This is a genomic window from Adhaeribacter terreus (assembly GCF_042657365.1).
GTDB lineage: Bacteria > Bacteroidota > Bacteroidia > Cytophagales > Hymenobacteraceae > Adhaeribacter_A > Adhaeribacter_A terreus.
The window spans coordinates 50,886-76,978 of record NZ_JBHSKT010000002.1 but is presented as its reverse complement, the minus strand read 5'-3'; the positions used below and the strand labels follow the sequence as shown (position 1 = coordinate 76,978).

The window sequence follows — 26,093 nt, the reverse complement described above, 5'->3', positions numbered from 1 at the left end:
CTCTTATTAAAAAAAACGATATCCTTTTCGCCCTAAAAGCTGTTAAACCAAAATTTCAGCCCGAACAGGAATTTTAAAGTAACTTTGGCACAGCAAAACCACTTTTCAGCATGATTACGATTATTGTAGGCACAAACCGCCCGGACGCAATTTCCCGAAAACTGGCCGAACAGTACGCCGAAATGCTGCAACAAAAATTCGGGCAACCCGCGCAATTACTCGATCTGCAGGAATTACCCGTGGATTTTATCAGCACTGCGCTTTATGAACACACCGGCAAAAACGAAGCCTTCAACGCCGTTTCCAACTTCATATCCCATTCCGAAAAACTCATTTTTGTTTTACCCGAATACAACGGTTCCTTTCCAGGCGTTCTCAAAGCGTTCATCGACGGCCTGGCATATCCCAACACGTTCCGGAACAAAAAAGCCGCCATGGTAGCCATCAGCAACGGTACGCAAGGCGGACTTTTAGCCATGAGCCATCTAACCGATATTTTCAATTACCTCGGCATGCATGTGCTGGCCAATAAAGTCCGCATTCCACAAATCCAAAATCATTTTCAGGATGGCCGCGTGGTTACGCCGTTTTATCTCGAACTGATGGAAGCGCAAGCCGGGCAGTTTTTGAGCTTTTAGGCATAGCGTTTTTCAGGATTGAAGTTATTTGGTTCTCCCGTAGAGACGTAATATATTGCGGCTCTTACAGCATTGCGACAAATTGTTTCAATTTTCAAAGCATTGTTTTAAATGGTCGGGTTTAGTTTCAGGCTTGAAAATACATTTTCATTTAAAAGTAAATATGGGTAGCCCGAATAGAGCGTAAAATCATGAAGGAGACGTAATATAGTCTCTACATGCAAAACCTTTAATTTAAAGGTAACTAAATCAACACCTGCACCATGCTCACCGGAAAACTGCCCTTACACGTTTACAAAGCCAACCAGGAAGTTGCGCCGTTGCTCATTTCGGAGGTAGCTGTGCGGGAGAAGGTCTGGCAAAACCATACGAATTACTTCAGCGTGCTTTGGATAATCGAAGGCCAGGGCCTGCTGGAAACCGATTTTTCTACAACCGAATACGCCCCGAACCAGGTTTTCTGCTTCAATATTTACCAGGCTTTTGCGCTGCATCCGGAATCCGAAACCCAGGCCCAGCTTCTGCTTTTCCATCCGAATTTCTTCTGCATCGAAACGTATCAGCACGAAGTGGGCTGCAACGGCGTACTTTTCAACCAGGTTTACAATGCGCAAGCCATTAATGTTGACTCTGAAACCGCTTCCGAACTAAGCCAACTCTTGAAAAACATGCAGTCGGAAATGAAAAGCGGCGAATTGGCTACCGGCGAACTGGTTTTCTCTTACCTTAAGATCTTCCTGGTAAAACTCACCCGCCTCAAAACCGCCCAAACCCCGGGTTGTAACCCAGGCATAAAGCTTCCGGCTGTTCTAACGCAACTCGAGAACTTAATAAACGAAAACTTCACTAAACAGCACCAACCCGCTTTTTACGCCGAAGCCCTGCATTTCCCTTTAAAAACGCTCAGCAACCTTTGCAGAAAACATTTCCATAAAAGCTTATCGCTGCTCATTGCCGAAAAGATCATTCTGAAAGCCAAATGGGAATTGCTGCACACCGATGCACAGGTTAAAGCCGTAGCTTCCAGCCTCGGCTTCAAAGACGAATTTTACTTCAGCCGCTTCTTTAAAAAACACATCGGCCTCTCTCCCAGCCATTTCCGGCAAACGGAGTGGAACATGCGGAGCGGCTTTTTGTCTATTCCTTAAGCCCTTTGGTGCATGGTGTGCCGGCCTTAAAAGCGCGAAATTTGAAGGAAACCAAATTTCGGAACCATGCATAAATTCTTTCAATTCGCGGCGAATCTCCAGGAAACCGGCCTGCATCTGGCCCGCCTCGGCCTTATCATCGTACTCGTCTGGATCGGCGGTTTAAAAGCATTTCCTTACGAGGCGCACGGCATTGTACCCTTTGTAGCCAACAGTCCGTTCATGAGTTTCTTTTACAAATACGAGGCTCCCGACTACAAAACCCACATGAACAAAGAAGGCGAACTAAAACCCGAAAACGTAGCCTGGCACGAACAAAACCACACCTACGCGTTTTCCTACGGCCTGGGCTTCGTCATCGTCATGATCGGTTTGCTGATCGCCACTTATCCGGTTTGGCCGGGCGTTTCCGCCTTCGGTAGTTTCCTGGCCTTCGGCATGAGTTTGGTTACGCTTTCGTTCCTGATAACCACGCCCGAAACCTGGGTACAACCGCTCGGTGATGCCCACCACGGTTTTCCGTATTTAAGCGGCTCCGGCAGATTGGTGATAAAAGATGTGATCATGCTTGGTGCGAGTGTTGCAACCATGGCGCAAGCTGCCCGGAAATATCTGTATCAGCAAGAAAAACTGGAAAGGCTGCGAGAAAGAAGGGAAAGAATGATGGTAGCTTAACCCCACCTAAATCCTCCCCTAAAAACAAGGCAGGACTTTTGACGCAATATTTTATTATCCCGCAAGTTTAGCGCAGCGTAAGTTGTGGGTAATCATTCGGTCAGTTTGCAATTGACCTTGCCTGCAAGGCAACAGACAAGCTTTCTATGAAAAACGATAGGGTTTTAAAGCAAAAAAGTAGCAATGATTCCGCCAGTTACAACTGGCTAATCCTTTCACAAGTTACGCTGCGCTAAACTTGCGACATAAGCAAATCCATCTCCGTCTGCTTCAACTAACGATACTCCTACAGATAAAAGCCCTCCCCTGATTTAGGGGGGTGGATGGGGTCAAATTTCCGCTCGCATTTTCCCTTAGCTTTTCGTAACTTATTCAACCTTTTCAACCCGAAAAAACGCTATCCTTTTCCGGCTAAAAAGTCATCACTTTCAAACCATTACTGCCATGAGCCTTACCTCCTATTTCGAAAACGTCCGGAATTTAATTGCCAGCCACCAATTCCAGCAACTGCGCGAACTGCCTCTAGAAAAACCTGAATATTTTAACTGGGTAACTGAAGTGTTTGAAGGCATAAATTTAAAGCAGCACCCGCAGGCCGAAGCCTTGCTCTGGACCGACGGCGAAAAAGAGGAACGCTACACCTACGCCGAAATAGCCGAAAAAGGAAACCAGCTGCTCAACTTTTTCCGGGCGAACGGCTTGCAGCAAGGCGATTGCATGTTTCTGCAACTGGCGCTGCTGCCGGCCAACTGGTTTGCGTATTTCGCGGCCATGAAAGGTGGTTTGGTAATGGTACCGGTGGCTACGATCATGGGCGTGCAGGACATAAAATACCGTTTCGAAAAGCTGCTGCCCAACGTGGTACTTGCCGACCTGGAAAATGCCGGTAAAATTGATGAAGCTGAAAAAAGCTTGGGCCAAAACGTAAAGCTCAAAATAATTGTAGACGGCGAAAAAACCGGCTGGCAGCCTTTAAACGCTATCGAAAACCAGCCCAAAACTGCCGAAGCTGCCCAAACTAAAGCCGACGATCCGCTGTTTTTGTTTTTCACTTCCGGCACTACGGGTTTACCCAAAGTGGTTACGCACACGCACCTGAGTTATCCGTTCGGGCACCTTTCCACGGCTTCCTGGATCGGGCTGAAACAAGGCGACGTGCATTACAACATTTCGCAGCCCGGCTGGGCCAAGTTTTCGTGGAGCTGCGTATTTGCCCCCTGGAACGTGGGCGCGACAGTTTTTGCCTATCATCCAACCGGCAGGTTCAACGCCAAAGCGCAGTTAGAGCAACTCGAAAAGCATAAAATTACCACCTTTTGCGCGCCGCCAACGGCCTTGCGCATGCTCATTCAGGAAGATCTGAAAGCGTTTAACTTCAGTTTCCGGGAATGCGTGGCGGCCGGCGAACCGCTGAACCCCGAAATTATCGAAACCTGGCACGAAGGCACCGGCATCATGATCCGCGACGGCTACGGCCAGACCGAAAGCACCTGCATGGTGGCCAACCTGGTGGGCGACGAACTGAAATTCGGGAGCATGGGCAAACCCACCTTCCTCTACGACATTATTATTGCCGATGACGAAGGCCACGAACTGCCATTGCATGAAGAAGGCCACATTTGCGTGCGCACCGATACCGGCCGCCCAAACGGCATTTTTAAGGAATATTTCGGCGATCCGGAAAAGAAGAAGGACGTTTTTAAACACAACCTCTACTTCACCGGCGACAAAGCTTACAAAGACGGCGACGGCTACATCTGGTTCATCGGCCGCGACGACGATGTGATAAAAGCTTCGGATTACCGCGTGGGCCCGTTTGAAGTGGAAAGCGTTTTAATTGAACACGAAGCTGTGGTTGAATCGGCAGTGGTTGGCAGTCCGCACGCAGTGAAAGGCTACCAAGTAAAGGCGTTCATCATTCTGGCGCCGGAGCACCAACCGAGCCGCGAACTGGCGCAGGAAATTTACCAGTTCAGCCGGCAAAACCTGGCACCTTACAAAATTCCGCGCCTCATCGAGTTTGTAGAAGAACTGCCCAAAACCATCAGCGGGAAGATCCGGCGGGTGGAATTGCGGGCGAATGAAGCACAGAAAAAAGCGAAGAAAGAAAGCTCGGATTGGGAGTTTAGCTTTGAGTAGTTTTTAGGGGGAAAATGGTAGCGTTTTTTGTTTGTAATATGTGTATTATCTGGAGTTTTATACTAAATTGTGATTAAACTTAAAACTCTAATAATTTATAAATGCTTTCATTTTCCCAAAGAATTGGCATAACTCCAATTAAGAACATAGTTCAATTAGAATCTATTGACGAAGATTTAAAGAACGCTCTTTGGAATGGTTTAACAATTTATTATTGGAAAAACCTGATTAAATATGATAGGATTACTGACAATACTCATGAAGTTCAGGTTTTGCTTTTATCAATTTGGGGGAGTTTTTTCAAAAAACGATTAGATGAAAAGCCTATGTATTTTGAACAACTTCACCAGAATATAAAGCAATTCTTCTTAAAAGCTGATTGGTTCGAAATCTATAATTTTATTGAATTTGTTCCTAATAGCTATCACTCTAAGGGTTATGATCAAGTAAATGAGGATTTTATTGAATACTGCAATATAATTTTAGAGAGAGAGTTATCAGCTTACAGGTTTGTAAATAAATTATTAACCCAAATAAGTTCTAAGGTTGAGATTGAAGCAATTGAAGAAGCACTAGCAAACACTGATTATCTCAAACCTGTAAAAACTCATTTAAATAGGGCATTGGAATTGTATTCAGATAAAAAATCGCCAGATTATAGAAATTCAATTAAGGAATCAATAAGCGCTGTTGAATCATATTGTTCCATTATAACAGGTAACCCCAAAGCAACTCTTGGACAAGCACTAAAGCAAATTGAAAAAGCCCACAATTTACATACGGCTTTAAGAAGTTCCTTTAGCAGCCTTTATGGTTACACAAGTGATGCCAATGGAATAAGACACGCTTTATTAGAAGAAGATAAATTAAATCAGGAAGATGCAAAATTCATGCTTATAGCATGTAGTGCTTTCATAAACTATTTAATTCAGAAAGAGTCTAAGACAAATCAATAAAGCATTTTAAAATTAACATCATTTTTCACCAATTTTAAATTGCTACTCCATTGCCATCGATTACCCTCACCCCCATCCCCGCCGGCCAGATTGAACTGCGCGACGACCGGAAAAAACTAACCTGGACGGTAGCCATCAAACCCTTTCTGCTGGCGAAATTTCCGGTAACGCAGGCGCTTTATGCCGCGGTGATGCAGCAAAACCCGAGCACCTTTCCAGGCCCGCAAAAACCCGTAGAAACCGTTTCCTGGGTAGAAGCCGTGCAGTTTTGCAACGCCCTTTCCTCGCAGGAAAAACTACAACCCTGCTACCACATTCCTGCCAACTTCGAAAACATAACTTTTAACCCGCAAGCCAACGGTTACCGCCTGCCCACCGAAGCCGAATGGGAATATGCCTGCAAAGCCGGCAACCCGGCACCCCGTTACGGCGAACTAACGAACATTGCCTGGTACAAAGAAAACTCCGGCGGCAGCACGCAGGACGTCGGGCAAAAAGCATCCAACGCCTGGGGTTTGTACGACATGCTGGGCAACGTCTGGGAATGGTGCTCCGATATTTACGACGAAGAAGTTTACGGCTCCTACCGCATTTTTCGCGGCGGCGGCTGGGCAGATGAGGAACGCGGAATCTTAGCCACCAACCGCCGCCGCAGCCACCCCGTTTCCTTCAAAATAGACGATCTCGGCTTCCGGATCGCCAGGAATTTAGAGTAAAAAATTCAGCTCGGGAAGGGAGATAAGCATCTTACACGCGCGTAAATATAACCGCTAATCAATTTAATCAGGTTAACCTGAAATCTTAACCCGACTTTTAAAGTTAAATCAGAATTGTATGGCAACAGCTAAACCAGGCAACATAGACGAATACATTGCAGGGTTTCCCGCGGAAACGCAGCGGGCACTCACACAGATCCGGGAAACGATAAAAGAATTGGCGCCGGAAGCGGAAGAAGCGATCAGCTATGCCATTCCAACTTTCAAGCTGCGCGGTCATAACCTCGTTCATTTTGCTGCCTTCGCCAATCATATCGGTTTTTATCCTACACCCGTAGGCATGGAAGCATTTGAAAATGCGTTTGCTGCTTATAAAACCGGCAAAGGCTCGGTGCAATTTCCCTTAGATAAACCAATACCGCTGGATCTGATCACTAAAATTGTGTTGTTTCTGATAAAAGGAAATTCTGAAAAACCGGCGAAGAAAATAAGTAAAAAGCAAAGCTGATATATTAAATTCGCTAAAGCTCTTTCGGACATCTGTGTCCGGAATCATTCTGCCGGGATATCCATATCCTCATTTTGGGTACGAAGACAAGGATTTCCGCAGCAGGTTTAGGTTTAGTTCCGAACACAGATTTCCTAAACAGCGATATCATTTTGTGATCCTCATGCGTTGGTGCGAGCCTCCCAACTCGTACCTCACTTTATTCGATCAGCTAAATCCGATACGAGCCGGGAGGCTCGCACCAGCGATTGAAAATATTAATAAAGCTGGTCCTACCATTTTCCATCCGAAGGGGACTTTTTTGCATAATTTGATAAATTGAAGCCAAACTTCTAAGCCTATGCCAAGCACACCAAAACTCAAAACCTGCGAAAACGGCCACCAGTTTTACAAATCTTCTGAGTGCCCAACCTGCCCGGTTTGTGAAAAAGAAAATAAACCGGAATCCGGATTTATGGCGGCAATAGCGGCGCCGGCGCGACGGGCTTTGCAAAACAAGGGCATTACTTCCTTGCAGCAACTTTCGGAATTTAGCGAAAAAGAGATACTGGAGCTTCACGGCATAGGAAAAACCTCGTTGCCGAAATTGCGGGACGCGCTGGCAACTGCCGGGTTGGCTTTTAAAAGCTCCTGACTTTTTCGGGCTCTAACCATAGCGTTTGCAGCCCTGGTTCTACAACTTCGATTCCACGCTTTTCAGGCCCAGCACACTGCTGGTAAAAGTCCTGATTTCCTCTAACAGTTGCGGATTTTGCGCCAGCGATTTGCCATAAGATGGAATCATTTGCTTTACTCTGGCTTGCGCCGCTTCGCTCCGGAAACGCTCCGGGAAACAACGATCCAGCAAGGTAAGCATAATGGAAACCGCCGTAGAAGCCCCCGGCGACGCACCTAAAAGGGCGGCAATGGTGCCGTCGGCGGAGCTTACTACTTCCGTTCCAAATTCCAAAATTCCGCCCAGCGCCACGTCTTTTTTGATGATCTGCACCCGCTGGCCGGCAATTTCCAGATCCCAGTCTTCCATTCTGGCATACGGGAAAAATTCGCGCAAGGCGGCTAACCTATCTTCCGGCGATTGGCGAACCTGGTCGATCAGGTATTTGGTCAGTTCTAAATTCCGCGCGCCGGCATAAAGCATTGTTTTCAGGTTACTGAAATGAATGGATTTAGGCAGATCGAAGTAAGAACCTTGTTTCAGGAATTTGGTGGAAAAACCGGCATACGGCCCAAAAAGCAAAGCTTTTTTCTCGTTTATAATTCGGGTATCTAAATGCGGTACACTCATAGGCGGCGCGCCAACTGAAGCTTTGCCGTAAACTTTGGCGTGATGCTTTTCAATGATTTCGGGATTATTGCAAACCAGCCATTGTCCGCTTACCGGGAACCCGCCGTAGCCTTTTCCTTCCGGAATACCCGATTTCTCAAGCAAACCCATGGCACCGCCACCAGCTCCGATAAACACGAATTTGCTCACCACTTCACGGCGTTCATCGGTTTTCATATCGCGCAAACGTACCCGCCAGCGGCCGTCGCTTTCCTGGTTCAACCGTCTCACTTCCTGCCCGAAATGTACATTCACCCCGCCGGCCTTCTTCAGATAATCGAACATGCAGCGCGTCAAAGCCCCAAAATTTACGTCGGTACCAAGTTCCATGCAAGTGGCGGCTACCAGTTGGGCATTATTGCGGCCTTCCATAATAAGCGCGATCCATTTAGCTAAGGTGGCGTGGTCTTCGGAATATTCCATGCCTTTAAACAAGGGATTTTGAGTTAAGGTCGCGTGGCGTTTCCGCAGAAAATTTACGTTCTCCGGTCCCCAGACAAAACTCATGTGCGGCACGCTGCGAATGAAAGCATCGGGCAGCGCCAGGTGGTTGTGGTGAATCATGTAAGCCCAAAATTGTTTAGAAATTTCGAAGGCTTCGGCAATTTTTATGGCTTTGGTAATATCGATGGAGCCGTCCGGCATTTCCGGGGTGTAATTTAGTTCGCAGAAAGCCGAGTGGCCGGTGCCGGCATTATTCCAGGCATCGGAACTTTCGGCGGCAGCCATATCAAGGCGTTCAAAAATTTCGATGGTCAGGTCTGGTACCAGTTCTTTCATCATTACGCCCAAAGTAGCGCTCATAATGCCCGCCCCAATTAAAACTACGCGGGGTTCGGTTACAAATTCTTTATTGTTGTTCATATTAGATCCAGGCTTAAAAGCAGGAAATTCAAAATCAGTTTAACCTAAAGCACCCATACGGATTCCTGAAATTTTAAGGCAGAAATTTGAACTGAATTATCAGAGAATTTTCAAAACTGGTACCAGCAACCACCCATACTTTTCAGGCCCGAAGCCATAGCACTTTGGAAATTTTCACAACAATTGTTCAGAAATAAGCCCTGAATAAATTTATGCAACTGAATATAAATGCCTTACCATATTCCGGAAATAACCGTTAAATGAGATTACGGGGCCACTTGCGGCGCAGGAAAAATCCGATGATAATGAAACCAGACCTTTACAGCTTGCCACCTTTCATAAAATGGTTGGTATTAACATTAGTTTGTCTGCTTTTTTTTACGCTGCTGATCATGCTTTTTCACGATTTCAGAAAGGTTTACGGCGAATGGTCTTTTCACATTGCTTTTGCGAATCTGATGGAAAAAGAGTTTCTCAAATTCCTCTTGATCGGATTCCTGGCCCAGGTAATTGATGGTGCTTTGGGTATGGCTTACGGCGTAAGTGCTGCGAGTTTTTTAATGAGCTTTGGCGTTCCACCGGCTATAACCAGCGCTTGCGTGCACTTAGCCGAAGTTTTTACAACGGGCGTTTCCGGACTTTCACACATCAGGTTTGGCAATATTCACCGGGATCTTTTCAAGAAATTAGTAATACCGGGCGTGGCTGGTGCGATTACAGGTGCTTATTTATTGAGCTCTGTTGATATGAAAATCATTAAGCCGTTTGTGGCTATCTATCTCATTTTTGTGGGTTTACTGATCATTAAAAAAGCTTATGGCATTATTAAGCCCGAAAGTGAAATAAAGAATATGGCATTACTAGGTCTGGCCGGGGGCTTTATAGATTCGGTTGGCGGTGGCGGCTGGGGGCCGGTGGTTACCTCCACCTTGCTTGGTAAAGGCCAGCATCCGCGTTTTGCCATTGGATCCGTAAACCTGGCCGAGTTTTTTGTAGCGTTATCCAGTTCCAGCGTTTTTACCATTTTTATGGGTATTCCGGACTGGAACGTTATTTTAGGGTTGATTGCAGGCGGCGTAATTGCGGCGCCATTTGCCGCTTATCTGTGTAAAAAAATTAATCCTAAAAAACTGATGATCGTGGTTGGGCTTGTAATTATCGGGTTGAGTATTCGTACCCTTTACCTGTTTTTCTGGTGAAATATGTAAATAAAAAAGCCTTCTGCATTGCTACAGAAGGCTTTTACTTTTTATGCTGAAAACGCTACCGTTTTAGTCTACATTATCGTGCAGAAAGCGGTTATCGCCTAAAATTTCGTTGTCGTCGTTCAGGCTGAAACGGGAAATATTACGCTCTGCCGAAGGCACTACATTTTCTAAAACCACGTTACGACGCTGATAAGCCGGCACTTCCAGTTTTTCCTTTATCGCATCGTTAGAAATTTCGCTGCTTAACTGGCGTAAACGTCGGCGACGTTCTTCAAGGCTGGGAATACGCTCCTGCGTTTCGTAAATATCTACGGTTTGCGCAACCGGGGCATTGGGCACCTGGTATTGCGGCTGCGGCTGACCTAGATTCGGTACATCGTGATTCACAACGTCCTGGCTTACACCTAAGTCGTAGATTACACGCGCAGGTACCGGCTCCGAATAAATGTTATTCTCAGGCTGATAAGCAGGAGCTTGCGGCTGAACCGGCTGCTGCGGAACTTGCTGATGCTGAACTGGCTGCACATATTGCTGCTGCGGTGCACGAACCGGCTCCGGAGCTGGTGCCTGGAATTGTGGCGCTGGCGGCGTAAAAGTTGGTTGCGGCGTTACGGGTTTTACCGGCGCTTCCGCTACCATATTATAATCTGTATTGAAAATATCGTTTTGCGGCGCCGGAGCCGGAGCTTCCTTTTCCATTATTTTTTTAATGGCGGGCATCTGCACAATGCTGTTACCTTCTCTGGCAAAACCGGTAGCAATTACCGTTACTCTAATGCTCTGGCCCAGGTCCGGATCAATTCCGTGACCGAAGATCACTTCCGCTTCTTCGCCCGCCTGTTCCTGGATATATTCGGTAATTTCGGTCAGTTCGTCCATTTCAAGTTCCGCCTGGTCGCCGGACATGATAGAAAGAAGAATTTTCTGTGCACCGTGAATATCTGTGTTGTTCAGCAATGGTGAAGAAAGCGCTTCTTCGGCGGCACGCAGAGCACGATTTTCCCCTTCGGTAATAGCAGAACCCATTACGGCGGCACCGGAGTCTTTCATTACCGTTTTCACGTCTTCAAAGTCAACGTTCACTTCGGAAGTTACCGTAATGATCTCGGCAATACTTTTAGCAGCGGTCGTTAATACGTTATCGGCTTTTGCGAAAGCAGAACGGATCGGCAGATTCCCGAAAATTTCGCGCAGCTTATCGTTCAGAATTACCAGTACGGTGTCGCAGTTCTCAGAAAGTTCTTTGATACCATTATCAGCAGCAGTACGTTTCTTACGGCCTTCGAACATGAAAGGCGCCGTAACGATACCAACGGTAAGGATATCCAGATCTTTGGCAACTTTGGCAATTACCGGCGCAGCACCTGTTCCGGTACCACCACCCATTCCTGCCGTAATGAACACCATTTTGGTATCGGTGCCTAATAATTCACGGATCTGCTCTTTACTTTCAATTGCGGCTTGTTTGCCTCTTTCCGGGTTGGCGCCAGCACCTAAACCTTCTGTAAGGTCTACCCCAATTTGCAGTTTGTTTGGTACCGAGCTGCTTTTCAAAGCCTGAGCATCAGTATTGCAGACTACAAATTCCACATCTTTAATTCCTTGCCCGAACATGTGATTTACAGCATTGCTGCCGCCGCCCCCAACTCCGATCACCTTAATGATGGATTTGGACTGGGAAGGAACATCGAATTTGTAAGAAGGAGAAAAACTCATAATGATTGCCGCTTAAAAAGTAAATTAGTAATTCTGTTGTTTATCGTCGAAATCGTCTATCAACAAACCTTTGGTACGGTCGATGATCTTCTTGAAGAAATCGCCACCGCCACTGTGGCTGCTGCTAGTGGCTTTCGCATTGTTGCGAGGCTCTTCGCGTCGTACGCCTTCTTCGTTGCGGTTTTCCATGTACCGGTTCATACGGTCGTCCAGAGACTGGTAACCAGCAAGAACCAAGCCAACAGAGGTTGCATACATGGGGCTTTTCACCGCATCTATCTTGCTTTTACCAAGATGCTCATTCGGATAACCAATGCGGGCATCCATGCCGGTCAAGTATTCAACCAGCTGCACCAGATTCTGCAATTGCGAGCCACCACCCGTGATCACGATACCAGCCGCTAAATTATTGGCGTACCCTGACCGAACAATTTCTGAATAAACTAGTTCAATAATTTCTTCCATTCTTGCTTCTATAATATATGCAAGATTTTTCAAAGAAATTTCTTTCGGAGTCCGGTCGCGCAGGCCTGGAATCGAAACGATCTCATTCTCAGAGGCTTCCTCGGCAATGGCTTTACCAAACTTCACTTTCAGCGCTTCGGCCTGGTTTTGCATTACCATACAGCCCTGCTTAATATCGGAAGTAATAATGTTGCCGCCAAAAGGAAGCACCGCCGCGTGACGGATAATATTATCTTTAAAGATAGCTAAATCTGTGGTACCACCACCAATATCTACCAACGCAACACCGGCTTCTTTTTCTTCTTCGCTCAGCACAGACATAGAAGATGCCAACGGCTCCAGGATCAGGTTATCGATCTCGAGGCCGGCGCGGGTTACGCATTTGTTAATGTTGTTGATGGCATTGCTTTGCGCGGTAATGATGTGGAAGTTACCTTCCAGGCGCACGCCGCTCATACCCACCGGATCCATAATGCCTTCTTCGTAATCCACTTTATAATCCTGCGGCATTACGTGAATGATCTCGGAGCCTGGAGGCGTTACCAAACGGTACATATCGTTGGTCAGACGGTTCACGTCTTCGAGGGTGATTTCGTTATCTACCGTAGCGCGGGTAATGGAGCCGTTGTGCTGCAAGCTTTTAATATGTTGCCCGGCAATGCCTACGTTTACTACGCCAATGTTAATACCACTTTGCTCTTCTGCCTGACGGATCGCTTTCTTAATGGCATCTACAGTTTTATCGATGTTGCTTACAATTCCTCTTACTACACCTTCCGAAACGGCTTTGCCCATACCAAGAATCTCCAGCTTCCCGTATTCGTTTTTGCGGCCAACCAGTGCACAAATTTTGGTTGTTCCTATATCTAAGCCTACTACTATTTTATCGTTTTGCATAGCTGTATTTTATTCACAGATAATCTGATCATTGAATTCTATATTAACCCGTTTATACTTGTTCCACCCCATTTGCGGCAGTACCTGTTTATAAACGATCATCAGTTTTTTGAACTTCCGTTCGATGTCTTCCGGCAAGCCGAATTCGATCTTCTGGTCGCCGACCTGAGGCTGGAAGGTTACTTTTCCGTCTGCTTCTATGTGCATCTGGGCAAGCTGCGCTTTCCAGAAGGCATCGTGGTCTATAAACTGCAAAAGGGACAGGTAAGCATGGCCTACTGAGTCCTGAAAGAATGCGTTATTAAGCGCTGGAGATTGCACCGATTTGGTGATAGGAATTACGCGGGCAGTAAAGCGTTCCGATAATGGCAGGATGTTTCCTTCATCGTCGATGTAAACATCGTTATCGGAGTTTTCGTGTATAAGTCTTGCTATAGGCCTGTTCTGCTTTATGCTTACTTTTAAATTTCCTTTCAGATCGCGCGATACCTGGGCATCTTTTACAAATTTATGGGCTTTGATCCGCATTTCAAGATTTTTAAGATTTATCTCGCTGCGGTTCAGCCCGGCAATTTTTTCAGCTCCGTCCCTGGTTAAAAGTTCGGTAACTTCCTTTTCGCTAATAAAGTAATTATTGTATTCATTTTCAATAGAAATATTTACTTTTTCACAGTTTTTTTGCTGTTGACGTTCGCCGGCAAAAACTACCAATGCACCGAAAACCGCCACGCAACAGAAGGCAAAAATTAGCGATTTTATTTTACGGTTCAATGGCATTACCAATGTTTTTTTTAAAGTTTTTCTAAAATATTTTTTATTGGCTGCACCAAGGTGTCAATATCGCCGGCACCTACAGTGGCAAGTACATCCCAGCTTTTATCGGACTGCAAATTTAGCAAGACTTCTTCTTTGGTCAGCAATGTTTTTTGCGAAGAAGTGATTTTTTCGAGCAGAATTTTTGAAGTAATTCCGGGAATCGGTTTTTCGCGGGCCGGATATATTTCCAGCAACACCACTTCATCGGCCTGGCTCAGGCTTTCAGCAAAGCCGTCAGCAAAATCGCGGGTGCGGGTAAACAAATGCGGCTGAAAAATAAGCTTCAGTTTTTTGCCGGGATAAAGCGCCTTAACGGAACGAATAAAGGCTTCAATTTCAGTGGGATGGTGGGCGTAATCGTCGATGTAAACTTTACTATCATTTTCAAAAATGTATTCGAAGCGCCGTTTTACGCCTTTATAGGTTTTTACCCCGTTTTGGATAGCGTTTTCCGGCACGTTCAGGATGAGACAAGCCTGTATAGCGGCTAACATATTTTCAACGTTGTGAAAACCGGGCACTTTTAAAGCCAGATCCGGAATATCTTTATCAACACTTTTCAGATCGAAACCGAACGTGCGGCCGCTAACCTGAATTTCCGAAGCGTGCAGATCGCCGTTTTCCAGCGAATAGGTTATCAGATTCACGCCTTTCTGCATTTTTTCGGTTAAACGCGGATCAGTGTTTTTATTGAGTATAAGCGTGCCGCCGGGTTTAATCTGGCCAATAAAATCCTGAAAAGAATGAATAAGGTGATCTTTGTCGCCGTAAATATCGAGGTGGTCAGCATCGGAATTCGTTACAATGGCAATATCCGGGTGCAGCGTTAAAAAAGAACGGTCGTACTCATCGGCTTCCACTACTACAATTTGTTTTCCGTCTTTTTCAGCGTTGCCAATGGCTAAATTCGAATTCAGATTAACAGCAATGCCGCCTAAAAACGCGGAGCAATCAATTCCTGCATCGTGCAATAAATGCGCTACCATGCTGCTGGTGCTGGTTTTTCCGTGGGTTCCGGCTACTGCAATCGTGTAAGCGTTGGCAGTAATAATGCCTAAAACTTCGGAACGTTTTTTTATAGTATAACCTTGCTCGCGGAAGAAATTCAGTTCGGCATGATCCTGCGGAACGGCGGGCGTTAACACTACCAACGTTTCGGTTTTATTTTCCAAAACCTCCTTCGGGATCAGGTCAATATTGTCTTCGAAATGAATGTTGATGCCTTCTTTTGCCAGGTTTTGGGTGAGCACAGTATCGGTTTTATCGTAACCCCAAACCGGTTTGCCATTCGCTTTGAACCATCGCGCAATGGCGCTCATACCAATTCCACCAATACCTAAAAAGTAAATGTACTTGTAGTTCGTTGCTGGTTGCTGGTTGTTCATAGTTGGTTCCATTTTCAAGATCGTCCGAAGTCCGATGGTTCGAATTTTCGCTTTCTTCTTTCGTTAGTTTTCGGGCTCAAAACCCTAGTGTTTTGTTTTGAATTTTCAAAGTTCAGTTTTCAGATCTTACTTTTTGATCGAATATCCAAATCCGACCAATCAAAAATTCGGGACTAAAGCAGTTTTATCAGTTCGTTTACAATTTCTTCAGCGGCTTTTGGCTTACCCAATTTGCCGATGTTGGTGCTCAGTTCCTGCAGTTTCTTTTCATCCTGTAGAAGCTCGAGCGCCACTTCGTATAAAACGTGATTTGCCTCAGTATCTTTTACCAGAATGGCCGCACTTTTTTGCACCAAAGCCATAGCGTTTTTCGTCTGATGGTCTTCCGCTACATTCGGCGACGGTACTAAAATGCTCGGTTTTCCCGCCAGGCAAAGCTCTGAAATTGACAATGCACCCGCGCGGGAAATCACCAGATCAGATGCGGCATAAGCCAGATCCATGTTCTTAATAAACTCGAAAACCCGGATTCCATTGTCGGTTAAATGGGTAGTAAGGCCAACGGCCGTGTGGTAATAGCTTTTTCCGGTTTGCCAGATCAGCTGATAACCGGAGTTGATCAATCTGTTAAGGCTTTGCGCGGTGCTTTCGTTCAAAGTGCGGGCGCCTAAACTTCCGCCAATTACCAAAACCGTTTTTTTATTTGGGTCGAGGCTGAAAAATTGTACTGCTTCGGCGCGCTTTCCAGCACAACCAATAATATCTTTCCGCACCGGGTTACCGGCCAAAACTATTTTACTGGAGGGGAAATATTTTTCCATGCCTTCGTAAGCCACGCAAATTTTATGCACCCGTTTGGCCAGCAGTTTATTGGTAATGCCTGCATGCGAATTCTGCTCCTGGATCAGGGCCGGAATATGCTGCGAAGTAGCGGCAAATAACACCGGTGCACTCGCATAACCTCCCACTCCTACCACCGCATCGGGCTTAAATTCTTTGATTATTTTTTTGGCGGCTAAAACACTATTGATCACCTTAAAGGGGAAGCTCAGGTTTTTCAAAGTCAGGCTGCGTTGCAGGCCGGCAATGTTCAGGCCCACAATTTTGTAACCGGCTTCGGGCACGCGCGTCATTTCCATGCGGCCGTTGGCGCCCACAAACAGAATTTCAGCGTTTGGAAAAACGTGTTTAAACTGGTTGGCAATGGCTACGGCCGGAAAAATATGTCCGCCGGTACCACCGCCGCTAATGATCAATCGGTACGTTTTTATCGGATCAGGCATGGGCCAATACGTTTTCAGCTACTTGTTTCGGTTTCGGCAGGGAATTTTCTTTCGGCTGGTTGCTTTCGTAATCGTTGCGGCTCACGCTGAGAATAATTCCCATAGAAATTCCGGTAAAAATAAGTGAAGTTCCCCCCATACTAAGCAGCGGCAAAGGCAAACCCGTAACCGGACCCAAACCTACCGCTACGCCCATGTTTACCATGGCCTGAATGACGAGACTGAAACTGAGGCCCGCCGAAAGCAGGCCGCCGAAAGCGCCGGAACTTCGGGCTACTACAATCATGCCACGATACAACAAAGCAAGGTATAAGAACAGAATTACGGCGCCACCTATAATGCCGTATTCTTCAATAATAATGGCGTAAATGAAGTCGGAATAAGGGTGCGGCAGAAAATTACGCTGATCGGAATTGCCCGGACCTTTGCCCACCACCCCGCCGGTAGCAATAGCAATGTAAGATTGCTCCAGCTGAAAAACCGGCTTATCCTTATCCATAAATTTTTCGATACGACTTATCGCCGTACCCATCCGCTGGCCAACGGCCAAAGCCACACTGCCAAAGATAGCACCTACCACAACCAGCATCAGGATATATTTCATGGGTACGCGGCCGATGAACATGAGCAACATGCAGGTAGCAAAAAGCAGCAAACCGGTAGAAATATTGGAGAGCATGATAAGTCCGCAGATACCGCCGCACCATAATAAAAGCGGCACCAACGTTTCCCGGATAGCTGTAATATTCATCTGCCTTTTACTTAACATACTGGCTAAATGTGAGATAAGCGCTAACTTGGCTAAATCGGAAGGCTGAAAGGTCTGGTTAATTACCGGGATCATGATCCAGCGGGAAGCTTCGTTGAGGTTGGAACCAAAACGCCAGGTAAATAAAAGTAACGGCACCGAAAGAATGAGCGCCAGCAACGAAATACGCGAGTAATACTTATAATTGAGCTTGTGCGCAAACCACATAAATGCCAGCCCGACAAAGATCAGACTGGTATGCTTAAAAAGAAAATACTCAGTGTTTCCGCTCATTTTTTTATAAGCCAGCGTACCGGTAGCCGAGTAAACCACCAGAATACTGATCAATGAAAAAGCAATCACAATTCCCCATAGAACAGGGTCGCCTTTCAGGTTGTCGCGGAGCCACAATTTCAATCCGTTCATACTTTTTCCTCCAGTTTTGCTACCGTTTTTTTATTCAGTTATGAGTTAAGAGTTAAAAGTTATGCGTTGAGCAAAAATCAATTTAAACTTTGAACTCATAACTTTCAACTTTTTTCAACGCTTATTTCAAAGCTATTTCCCGCACGGCTTCCATAAAACGGTGGCCGCGGTGTTCGTAATTATTAAAAAGATCGAAGCTGGCGCAGGCCGGCGAAAGCAATACCACATCGCCGCTGCCGGCTAAGGTTTTTGCCATTTCCACAGCTTCTTCTACACGTTGCGTTTCTTTAATTTCCGGAATAATGCCCCCGAAAGAAATCTTCAGTTTTTCATTGTCGGCTCCCAGGCAGATCAACGCCTTGATCCGGTCTTTGGCAAATGGCTTCAGGGTTTCGTAGTCGTTGCCTTTATCTACGCCGCCGGCAATCCAGACAATAGGTTGTTTAATACCTTCGAGCGCAAACCAAACCGCTTCCACGTTCGTGGCTTTAGAATCGTTAATATACAGCACGCCATCTTTTTCGCCGATCTTCTGCAAACGGTGCTCCGCATTTTTAAAAGTTGCCAAAGCCGTTTCGATCTGGTTTTCAGAAAGGCCTAAAAGCTTCGCCACCGAAATAGCAGCCAGGGAATTATATTGATTGTGCTTGCCAATTAAAGGCGACTTTTCGGTAGAAACGGTAGGGTTTTGAGGCGCAAAACCCATAACCACATTTTTACCTTCGAACCAGACTTTGCTATGTGGGTGTTTCTCTAAAGAAAACGGTATGGTTTGGCCCGCAAAAACTGCCGCTCTAAAGAATTGCGCGATAAGCGGATCTTCCTGGTTGTAAATAAAATAATCGCCTTCGAGCTGGTTTTGGGTTACACGTAATTTCGAAGCCGCGTAGTTTTCCATTTTGTATTCGTAGCGGTCCAGGTGGTCGGGCGTAATGTTAAGCAAAACCGCAATGTGCGCTCGAAAACGGTACATATTATCAAGCTGAAAACTGCTCAACTCCAGTACATAATAATCGAACGCATCTTCAGTTACCTGTTTTGCAAGGCTTATACCAATGTTTCCGGCCAGACCTACGTTCAAACCGGCGCTTTTTAGCAAATGATAAGTTAAAAGCGTGGTGGTGGTTTTGCCGTTGGTGCCGGTAATGCAAACGAATTTCGCTTTGCTGTAACGCGCCGCAAATTCGATCTCAGAAATAACAGGAATTCCTTTGGCGTGTGCTGCTTTGATCAAAGGAGCTTTTTCCGGAATTCCGGGGCTTTTCACAATTTCAGTAGCATCCAGGATCAGGCTTTCGGTATGCGTACCTTCTTCAAACGAAATGCCGGCATGCTCTAATTGCTCGCGGTATTCCGGCTTGATCTGGCCCATATCCGAAACAAAAACGTCGTAGCCTTTTGCTTTCGCTAACAGCGCCGCACCTACGCCACTTTCTCCGGAACCTAAAACTGCTATTTTCATTTTTTTGCAATTGTTCGTTATTCGTTGTTCGAATTTCTTAAACCCCGATAGTATTTTATAAAACCCTGCAGCATTTGCTTGCAGGCCGTAATTTCATTTAGGGTAATTTTCAGTGAACGAAACTACCGTAATTTCAGCGTTACCAGCGTAATGGTGGCCAGCATAATACCCACGATCCAGAAACGGGAAACGATCTTGGCTTCGTGGTAACCGCTTTTCTGGTAATGGTGGTGCAGCGGGCTCATTTTGAAAATCCTTCTGCCTTCGCCGTATTTCTTTTTAGTGTATTTAAAGTAGCTTACCTGTAGCATCACCGATAAATTTTCGATCAGGAAAATGCCGCAGAGTACAGGAATTAAAAGCTCTTTGCGCAGAATCAGGGCCAGTACCGCAATAATGCCACCAATGGATAAACTACCGGTATCGCCCATAAAAACCTGTGCCGGATACGAATTATACCACAAAAACCCGACACACGCTCCCACAAAAGCCGTACAAAAAATTACCAGCTCGCCGGTATTCGGTATGAACATTACGTTCAGGTAATCGGCAAAAATGGTGTTGCCCGAGATCCAGGCAAAAATTGCCAGGGTTATCCCAATAATAGCGGAAGTTCCGGCCGCTAAACCATCAATACCGTCCGTAATATTCGCCCCATTTGAAACAGCCGTAATAATGATGATCACCAACGGGATGTAAAGGAAACGTGCATACGAACCCATAACCGGACTGGCAAAGCTGAATAATTTATGGTAGTCAAGCTCATTATTTTTCGCAAACGGAATAGTAGTTACCATTTTGCGCACATCGTGATAGGAAACGGAAGAAACAGCGTCGGCCGCTGCCGCACCTTTGGCTGTAATATACTGGCGAACGGTAACATCTTCGGAGAAAAAGAGCGTGCAACCAACAATTAAACCCAAACCAACCTGCCCGATAATTTTAAACCGACCGGCAAGCCCTTCTTTATTTTTCTTAAAAACCTTGATATAATCGTCCAGGAAACCAATAACACCAAGCCAGATCGTTGAAACCAGCATCAGAATAATGTAGGTATTGTGAAGCTTTGCGAATAATAACGTTGGAATTAAGATGGCCGCCAGAATGATAAAACCACCCATGGTTGGGGTACCTTTTTTCTCCATCTGCCCCTGCAAACCCAGATCACGAATGCTTTCGCCAACCTGCATTTTGCGCAAAACTTCGATCAGCTTGCCACCAAAGATCATGGCAATGAGCAACGAAACCAACGTAGCTGCGCCAGCCCGGAAGGAAATGTATTGAAAAACGCCTACCCCGGGAATGTTGTAAGCTTTATCTAAATAGTCGAATAGGTAGTAGAGCATTTTTATTTTAGTTGTTGCATTGCTGAATGGCTAAATTGTTTTCAGTTAAAACTTGAAAAACAACCATTTAACAATTAAACCATTTAACAATTTATTTTCCCAGCAAGCTGAACATTTCACGTAGCACCTGCTTATCGTCGAAGGGCGACCGCTGGCCTTTTACTTCCTGGTAGGTTTCGTGGCCTTTGCCGGCAACCAGAATAATATCATTTGCATCTGCCAGCGCAATCGCCGTTTTAATGGCCTCTTTTCGGTCTACAATCGATAGCGTTTTTTTCAGCTCCGTTGGTTTTACGCCGGCCTGCATCTGGTTCAGAATTTCCTGCGGTTCTTCATCGCGCGGATTATCGGAAGTAAGCAAAATACGATCACTGAATTTGCAGGCAATTTCGGCCATAACCGGGCGTTTGGCTGCATCGCGGTTTCCGCCGCAACCTACTACGGTAATTATTTTCTGCTCCGGTTTTCTTATTTGCTGAATGGTACTCAACACGTTTTCCAAAGCATCGGGCGTGTGCGCGTAATCTACAATGCCGGTAATGTGCGAATCAGAAATTAAATAATCGAAGCGACCGGCGGCAGAAGTCAGGTTCGAAAGCACAGTCAGCACTTCGGTTTTATCTTCGCCTAAAAGTACCGCCGCGCCATAAACTGCCAGAATGTTGTAAGCGTTGAACGTGCCGATCAAACGGAACAGAATTTCGTGGCCGTCAATTTCCAGGTGCAAACCCTGAATGGAATTATCGAGCAGGCGCGCTTTGAATTCGGTGGCTTTTCTTAAGGAATATTCGTGCGTTTCGGCTTTGGTATTCTGCAGCATTACCGCGCCACGTTTATCGTCGGCGTTTACCAGCGCGAAAGCTTTTTTATTCAGGTTATCGAAGAATAATTTTTTGGCTTTGATGTATTCGTCGAACGTGCCGTGATAATCTAAATGGTCGTGCGTAATGTTGGTAAAAATGGCACCTTTGAATTCTAAACCAGTAACACGGTGCTGCACCAGTGCGTGCGAACTCACTTCCATGAAGCAGTGCGTGCAACCAACTTTCACCATATCGGCCAACAGTTTGTTCAGCGTAATGGCATCGGGCGTAGTATGCGTAGCCGGAATAATTGCTTCGTTTATCTGGTTCTGCACCGTAGAAAGCAAACCCACCGAATAACCCAGTTCCCGGAAAAGTTTATGCAGCAACGTTACGCAGGTGGTTTTTCCGTTGGTACCGGTTACACCAACCAGTTTCAGTTTTTTAGAAGGTTCGCCGTAGAAAGCGGAAGCCATAAAACCCATGGCCGCGGCAGCACTTTTTACCTGGATAAGGATAGCGTTTACCGCGAGTTTCTCGGCGTTTTCGGGTAGCGTTTCGCAGATAATTGCGGAGGCGCCGGCAGCTATTGCCTGCGGAATAAATTGATGGCCATCGGCTTGTACGCCGCGTAGAGCGAAGAAAGCCACACCCGGGGCCGCTTTACGCGAATCCATGGTGAGGCTTTGAATATCGGTTTCGGCATTGCCGAGTACCTGAATTATTTCCGGATTTCCTTTTAGGAGAATCGACAGGTTTGGCATTAGCTTACGGTTATGGTAATGATACTTCCTTTCTGAATAGGAGAACCTGCCGGCAACGACTGGCTCTGCACACGGCCCGAATTTCCGAGTTTACGGATCTTCAGGCCCTGGTTCCCTAATAAATAAAGCGCATCGCGAATGGTCATGCCGGTTACGTCCGGCACACGGTTCGTCAGCACTTTATTCGGTTTAAAATTATAAGAGCGGTTCTGCGAATCGGCTTTCACCCATTCATCTTCCAGCGCACCGGCCACCGGATGATTACTGATTCCCAGTCGGTTACAGATCATGATCAATTCATCCTGGCTACCGGCTTTCACCGTTGGCAACGATTTGGTATCCGGAGTAATGCGGGCATGCATTGGTTTATGGCTGGCCAGATCGCGGGCGTAAGCTTTATCGGCCAGTTCCCGGAAAACCGGTGCGGCCACATCGCCGCCGTATTGCGCAGCGCGTTGCGGACTATCTATGAGCACAATGCAGCTGTATTTCGGATTATCGGCTGGAAAATAACCAACAAACGAGGTTGAATAGGTTTTAATATATTGCCCGTTTTTGATCTTACGCGACGTACCGGTTTTACCAGCTACTTTGTAATCAGGACTTTTCACGTGCTTGCCGGTTCCATGATCTACTACCGATTCCATCATCTGACGCAGCATTTTCAGGGTTTCATCGGAACAGATCTTTTCGTTCAGCACTTTTGCCTGGTAGCGCTCTATCGTTTTATCGGCTTTGCGCGTTTCCTTTACAATTATCGGCTGCACTTTTACCCCGTTATTGGCTACTGCGTTATATAGCGTAAGCGTTTGTAAAGGCGAAATTTTCAGTTCGTAACCAATGCTCATCCGCGAAAGCGTGGTACGGCTCCAGCTGCGGTCCGATGGTTTTTTAATGTATGGTTTTGCTTCGCCGGCCATCTGGAAACCCAATGTAGAATTCAGACCGAATTTCTGCAGATATTCCACGTACTTCTGAGGCTGACTGCCAAATTGCTGTTCAATGAGCTTGGCAATCCCTACGTTCGAAGATTTCGCAAAAACATCTTCCACCGTAATAGTTCCGTAGCCACCTTCTTTCGAATCGCTCATGGTTACCCCACCGAATTTCTGCTTTCCGTTGCCGGTTTCTACCGAGTCGTTTAATTGAATATCTGAATCTTCGAGCAAGGCCATCATAGAAGCCAGCTTGAACGTTGAACCCGGATCGGTGAGTCCCTGGCTGGCAACGGCGTAGTTATAATTTTCCATATACACATCTTCGGCAATCCTGCCTAAGTTAGCAATGGCTTTAATTTCGCCGGTTTTTACTTCCATCAGCACCACGCAACCGTATTCGGCATCGTGCGCAACAAGTGCTTTTTCCAGGGCATTTTCCGCAACGTCCTGTAAATTGATATCGATGGTAGTTTTCACATCATAGCCCGGAAGCGGTTTTACTTCGGTGCCATCGTAAACCTGCTTGCTACCGCCGGCCATGCGTTCGAACAGCGCTTCACCGTCTTTACCGGCCAGCTGATTGTTGTAAGAATATTCTAAACCAGCACCGTTCTTATCTTCGTTAATGAAACCAATGGTACGCTGCGCCAACATACCGAATGGCCGGAAACGCTTATCTACTTTTTCGAAAATCACGCCGCCTTTATTTTTACCGATCCGGAAAATGGGCCATTTCGCCATCATTTTCTTTTCCTGGTAATTGATCTGACGGTTATTCAAACGCACATAACGGCGGTCTTTCAGGCGGGCATTTTTAATTTTACGCTTATATTCTTCGGCCGATTTATCCTGGTAGAAACGCGAAAGCAGCATGGCCAGCGAATCTATTTTTTCGTCGAAGATCTTTTTATCGGCAATGCTGGGATCGAAGGCTACGCGGTAGAAAGGCAAAGACGTAGCGAGAATACTTTCGTTATCGGAAAAAATATTGCCGCGCGTGGCGTAAACCGGCTGGTATACAAAACGGCGCTCGCGCTCAATGGCTTTCCATTTATTACCGTCGGCAAACTGGATGCGGCCAACCTTTACAATAATGGCAAAGGCGAAAAGGGCGATGAGCAAAAAAGCCACCCGCACCCGTGTGAGTATGGATTTCTTAATATTCATCTTCTTTTACAATTACCTGGTAAGGCGGGGTTTTACTTTCTTCAAGCCCTAAAGGCAGCACGTTGCGGGCCACTTCGCTTTGTTTACTGGCCTCCATATAATCCGATTTCAGAGTGGTGTAATCGGCGCGCAGATCTTCAGCTTCTACTTTTAACTTGTCTATTTTCCGGATGGATTTTTCGGCATAATGCGTATTGCCGATATAAAAAAGCGCCACGCCCATTCCGAACAACACCTGCGGCAGATATTTTACCGGCAGTCCGTCGCGGAAAATGGCGTCCATCTTGGTGTAACGCTCCAGTAACTGGAAAATACTGATACCCTTCGGCCGTGGGGTTTCCTCTACCATCGGCTTGGGCTGAGGCCGCATGGTATTGCCGCGCGGTGCAGCTTTTTGTTTCGGTTTTAAGGTATTTACAGCCATTTCAGGTTAAAATCTATTTCAATGCGTTACTTTTTAGGGCAAAAACCATAGCGTTTTATACTTGCTTTTGCTACCTGAGCCCTCCCCGGAAAACCGGGAAGGGCGTTTTATTTCCGCGCAGCATCCTGAACGAATATTTCAGGAACAAAAGCCGGAGCGTTTCTTTTCCGGGAGCTCCTACCCTCACCGGAAACCAGCAATTCTCCGCCTTTATTTACAGGAAAAATGGTAGTGTTTTCAGCTTAAAAAGTCATTTATTTTCTTCTTTTTAAATTTAAATCGCCTAAAAAAGCGGGGGTTTCCCGCTTGCTTTTTCTTAGTTTTTTACCCGGAAACCCTACCGTTTTTTAGAGCTTTCTTCAAACTTCAGCTCGCCAATTTTGGTAGCAATTCTGAGTTTGGCGCTGCGTGAACGGTTGTTTTCCAGCAGTTCTTCGGCGCTAGGGGTTAAGGCTTTGCGCACCACGGGTTCCAGCGGTTTAATTTCGTTTCCGAAAAAATCTTTTTCTACTTCACCGTGAAATTTGCCTTTCTGAAAGAAGTTCTTTACCATGCGGTCTTCCAACGAGTGGTAAGAAATTACTACTAATCTTCCACCCGGTTTCAGTACTTCGGCCGCCTGCAGCAGCATTTCTTCCAGGGCTTTCAGTTCGTCGTTGGCTTCAATTCTTAAAGCCTGAAAAACCTGGGCCAGGTATTTATTTTCTTTGCCTTTGGGCGTAACGCCGGCTATGGCTTTCTTGAATTCGGCAATGGTATTTATTTCCTGACCGCTGCGCGCGGCTACAATATGCTGGGCTAAAGTTTTCGCATTTTTAACTTCGCCGTACATGCCGAAAATCTTGTGCAGCTGTTCTTCCGGGTATGTATTGATTATTTCCTTAGCCGAAAGCGGGGCGTTGGTATCCATGCGCATATCCAGCGGACCTTCGAAACGGGTGGAAAAACCACGTTCGGCGGTATTGAACTGGTGTGATGAAACGCCCAGATCTGCCAGAATGCCATCTACATGCTTCACGCCGTAAAGCCGCAGAAACTTCTTTAAGTGCCGGAAATTGGCTTTAACAAACTGAAAATTCGGACCTTCCAGTTTTTCGCTTTGTTCTTCGGCATCAGAATCCTGGTCGAAACTGTAAAGTTTACCGGTTTCCAGGTGTTTCAGGATCTCGGAGGAATGGCCGCCACCGCCAAACGTTACGTCTACATAAACGCCGGCGGGGTGAATAGCGAGGGCTTCCACCGACTCGCTGAGCATAACAGGATTGTGGTAAGCCATA

Annotated in this window: 22 protein-coding genes; 9 read left to right on the top strand and 13 right to left on the bottom strand. The window is 46.1% G+C overall.

Annotated elements, in window-relative coordinates:
* Window positions 1-110 precede the first annotated feature (110 nt).
* The 8 genes from ACFPIB_RS03290 (at window position 111) to ACFPIB_RS03255 (ending at window position 7,414) form a co-directional block, all read left to right on the top strand.
* A complete protein-coding gene (locus tag ACFPIB_RS03290; protein WP_378016000.1) occupies window positions 111-638 on the top strand; it encodes an NADPH-dependent FMN reductase in 528 nt (175 codons plus the stop codon).
* Window positions 639-901: 263 nt separating this feature from the next.
* Window positions 902-1,786, top strand: a complete 885-nt coding sequence (locus ACFPIB_RS03285; RefSeq protein ID WP_378015999.1) for an AraC family transcriptional regulator — start codon at window positions 902-904, stop codon at window positions 1,784-1,786.
* Window positions 1,787-1,852: 66 nt separating this feature from the next.
* A complete protein-coding gene (locus tag ACFPIB_RS03280; RefSeq protein WP_378015998.1) occupies window positions 1,853-2,461 on the top strand; it encodes a DUF417 family protein in 609 nt (202 codons plus the stop codon).
* Window positions 2,462-2,905: 444 nt separating this feature from the next.
* Window positions 2,906-4,600 (top strand): acyl-CoA synthetase, encoded by a 1,695-nt coding sequence (locus ACFPIB_RS03275; RefSeq protein WP_378015997.1) that lies wholly within the window; start codon window positions 2,906-2,908, stop codon window positions 4,598-4,600.
* Between the two features lie 101 nt (window positions 4,601-4,701).
* Complete coding sequence (locus ACFPIB_RS03270) at window positions 4,702-5,556, top strand: AbiJ-NTD4 domain-containing protein (protein ID WP_378015996.1); 855 nt, start codon at window positions 4,702-4,704, stop codon at window positions 5,554-5,556.
* Window positions 5,557-5,606: 50 nt separating this feature from the next.
* Window positions 5,607-6,272, top strand: coding sequence for a formylglycine-generating enzyme family protein (locus ACFPIB_RS03265; protein ID WP_378015995.1), 666 nt, complete (start codon window positions 5,607-5,609; stop codon window positions 6,270-6,272).
* A 118-nt stretch (window positions 6,273-6,390) separates the two neighbouring features.
* Entirely contained in the window at window positions 6,391-6,780 is a 390-nt protein-coding gene (locus tag ACFPIB_RS03260; protein ID WP_378015994.1) for an iron chaperone, read from the top strand.
* Between the two features lie 340 nt (window positions 6,781-7,120).
* Window positions 7,121-7,414: a helix-hairpin-helix domain-containing protein gene (locus ACFPIB_RS03255; protein WP_378015993.1), complete on the top strand. Its 294-nt coding sequence runs from the start codon at window positions 7,121-7,123 to the stop codon at window positions 7,412-7,414.
* A gap of 39 nt (window positions 7,415-7,453) precedes the next feature.
* Here the strand turns inward: ACFPIB_RS03255 and ACFPIB_RS03250 are convergent, their stop codons facing one another.
* The gene (locus ACFPIB_RS03250; protein WP_378015992.1) at window positions 7,454-8,968 is read right to left on the bottom strand and encodes a malate:quinone oxidoreductase; all 1,515 of its coding nucleotides are present in this window, start codon (window positions 8,966-8,968) and stop codon (window positions 7,454-7,456) included.
* A 305-nt stretch (window positions 8,969-9,273) separates the two neighbouring features.
* On the opposite strand from ACFPIB_RS03250, the gene ACFPIB_RS03245 reads away from it, so the two are divergent.
* Complete coding sequence (locus ACFPIB_RS03245; RefSeq protein ID WP_378015991.1) at window positions 9,274-10,167, top strand: sulfite exporter TauE/SafE family protein; 894 nt, start codon at window positions 9,274-9,276, stop codon at window positions 10,165-10,167.
* A 72-nt stretch (window positions 10,168-10,239) separates the two neighbouring features.
* Here the strand turns inward: ACFPIB_RS03245 and ftsZ are convergent, their stop codons facing one another.
* The 12 genes from ftsZ to rsmH all read right to left on the bottom strand — a co-directional run bounded on the left by ftsZ (window position 10,240) and on the right by rsmH (window position 26,092).
* Window positions 10,240-11,892 (bottom strand): cell division protein FtsZ, encoded by a 1,653-nt coding sequence (ftsZ, locus tag ACFPIB_RS03240; protein ID WP_378015990.1) that lies wholly within the window; start codon window positions 11,890-11,892, stop codon window positions 10,240-10,242.
* Between the two features lie 24 nt (window positions 11,893-11,916).
* Complete coding sequence (gene ftsA, locus ACFPIB_RS03235; protein ID WP_378015989.1) at window positions 11,917-13,254, bottom strand: cell division protein FtsA; 1,338 nt, start codon at window positions 13,252-13,254, stop codon at window positions 11,917-11,919.
* 9 nt (window positions 13,255-13,263) lie between these two features.
* Window positions 13,264-14,031 carry a cell division protein FtsQ/DivIB gene (locus tag ACFPIB_RS03230; protein WP_378015988.1) on the bottom strand — a complete coding sequence of 256 codons (768 nt, stop codon included), beginning with the start codon at window positions 14,029-14,031 and terminating at the stop codon, window positions 13,264-13,266.
* Between the two features lie 14 nt (window positions 14,032-14,045).
* A complete protein-coding gene (murC, locus tag ACFPIB_RS03225; protein ID WP_378015987.1) occupies window positions 14,046-15,467 on the bottom strand; it encodes a UDP-N-acetylmuramate--L-alanine ligase in 1,422 nt (473 codons plus the stop codon).
* A 161-nt stretch (window positions 15,468-15,628) separates the two neighbouring features.
* Complete coding sequence (murG, locus tag ACFPIB_RS03220; RefSeq protein WP_378015986.1) at window positions 15,629-16,738, bottom strand: undecaprenyldiphospho-muramoylpentapeptide beta-N-acetylglucosaminyltransferase; 1,110 nt, start codon at window positions 16,736-16,738, stop codon at window positions 15,629-15,631.
* A complete protein-coding gene (locus ACFPIB_RS03215) occupies window positions 16,731-17,912 on the bottom strand; it encodes an FtsW/RodA/SpoVE family cell cycle protein (RefSeq protein ID WP_378015985.1) in 1,182 nt (393 codons plus the stop codon). The genes murG and ACFPIB_RS03215 overlap by 8 nt, the downstream gene beginning before the upstream one ends.
* A 121-nt stretch (window positions 17,913-18,033) precedes the next feature.
* Entirely contained in the window at window positions 18,034-19,374 is a 1,341-nt protein-coding gene (murD, locus tag ACFPIB_RS03210) for a UDP-N-acetylmuramoyl-L-alanine--D-glutamate ligase (RefSeq protein ID WP_378015984.1), read from the bottom strand.
* A gap of 122 nt (window positions 19,375-19,496) precedes the next feature.
* Window positions 19,497-20,720 (bottom strand): phospho-N-acetylmuramoyl-pentapeptide-transferase, encoded by a 1,224-nt coding sequence (gene mraY / locus ACFPIB_RS03205; protein ID WP_378015983.1) that lies wholly within the window; start codon window positions 20,718-20,720, stop codon window positions 19,497-19,499.
* Window positions 20,721-20,811: 91 nt separating this feature from the next.
* Entirely contained in the window at window positions 20,812-22,287 is a 1,476-nt protein-coding gene (locus ACFPIB_RS03200) for a UDP-N-acetylmuramoyl-L-alanyl-D-glutamate--2,6-diaminopimelate ligase (RefSeq protein ID WP_378015982.1), read from the bottom strand.
* Complete coding sequence (locus ACFPIB_RS03195) at window positions 22,287-24,392, bottom strand: penicillin-binding protein (protein ID WP_378015981.1); 2,106 nt, start codon at window positions 24,390-24,392, stop codon at window positions 22,287-22,289. The genes ACFPIB_RS03200 and ACFPIB_RS03195 overlap by 1 nt, the downstream gene beginning before the upstream one ends.
* Window positions 24,382-24,816 carry an FtsL-like putative cell division protein gene (locus ACFPIB_RS03190; protein ID WP_378015980.1) on the bottom strand — a complete coding sequence of 145 codons (435 nt, stop codon included), beginning with the start codon at window positions 24,814-24,816 and terminating at the stop codon, window positions 24,382-24,384. Before ACFPIB_RS03190 ends, ACFPIB_RS03195 begins: the two co-directional genes overlap by 11 nt.
* Window positions 24,817-25,153: 337 nt before the next feature.
* Window positions 25,154-26,092, bottom strand: coding sequence for a 16S rRNA (cytosine(1402)-N(4))-methyltransferase RsmH (gene rsmH, locus ACFPIB_RS03185; protein WP_378015979.1), 939 nt, complete (start codon window positions 26,090-26,092; stop codon window positions 25,154-25,156).
* Between the last annotated feature and the right edge of the window lies 1 nt (window position 26,093).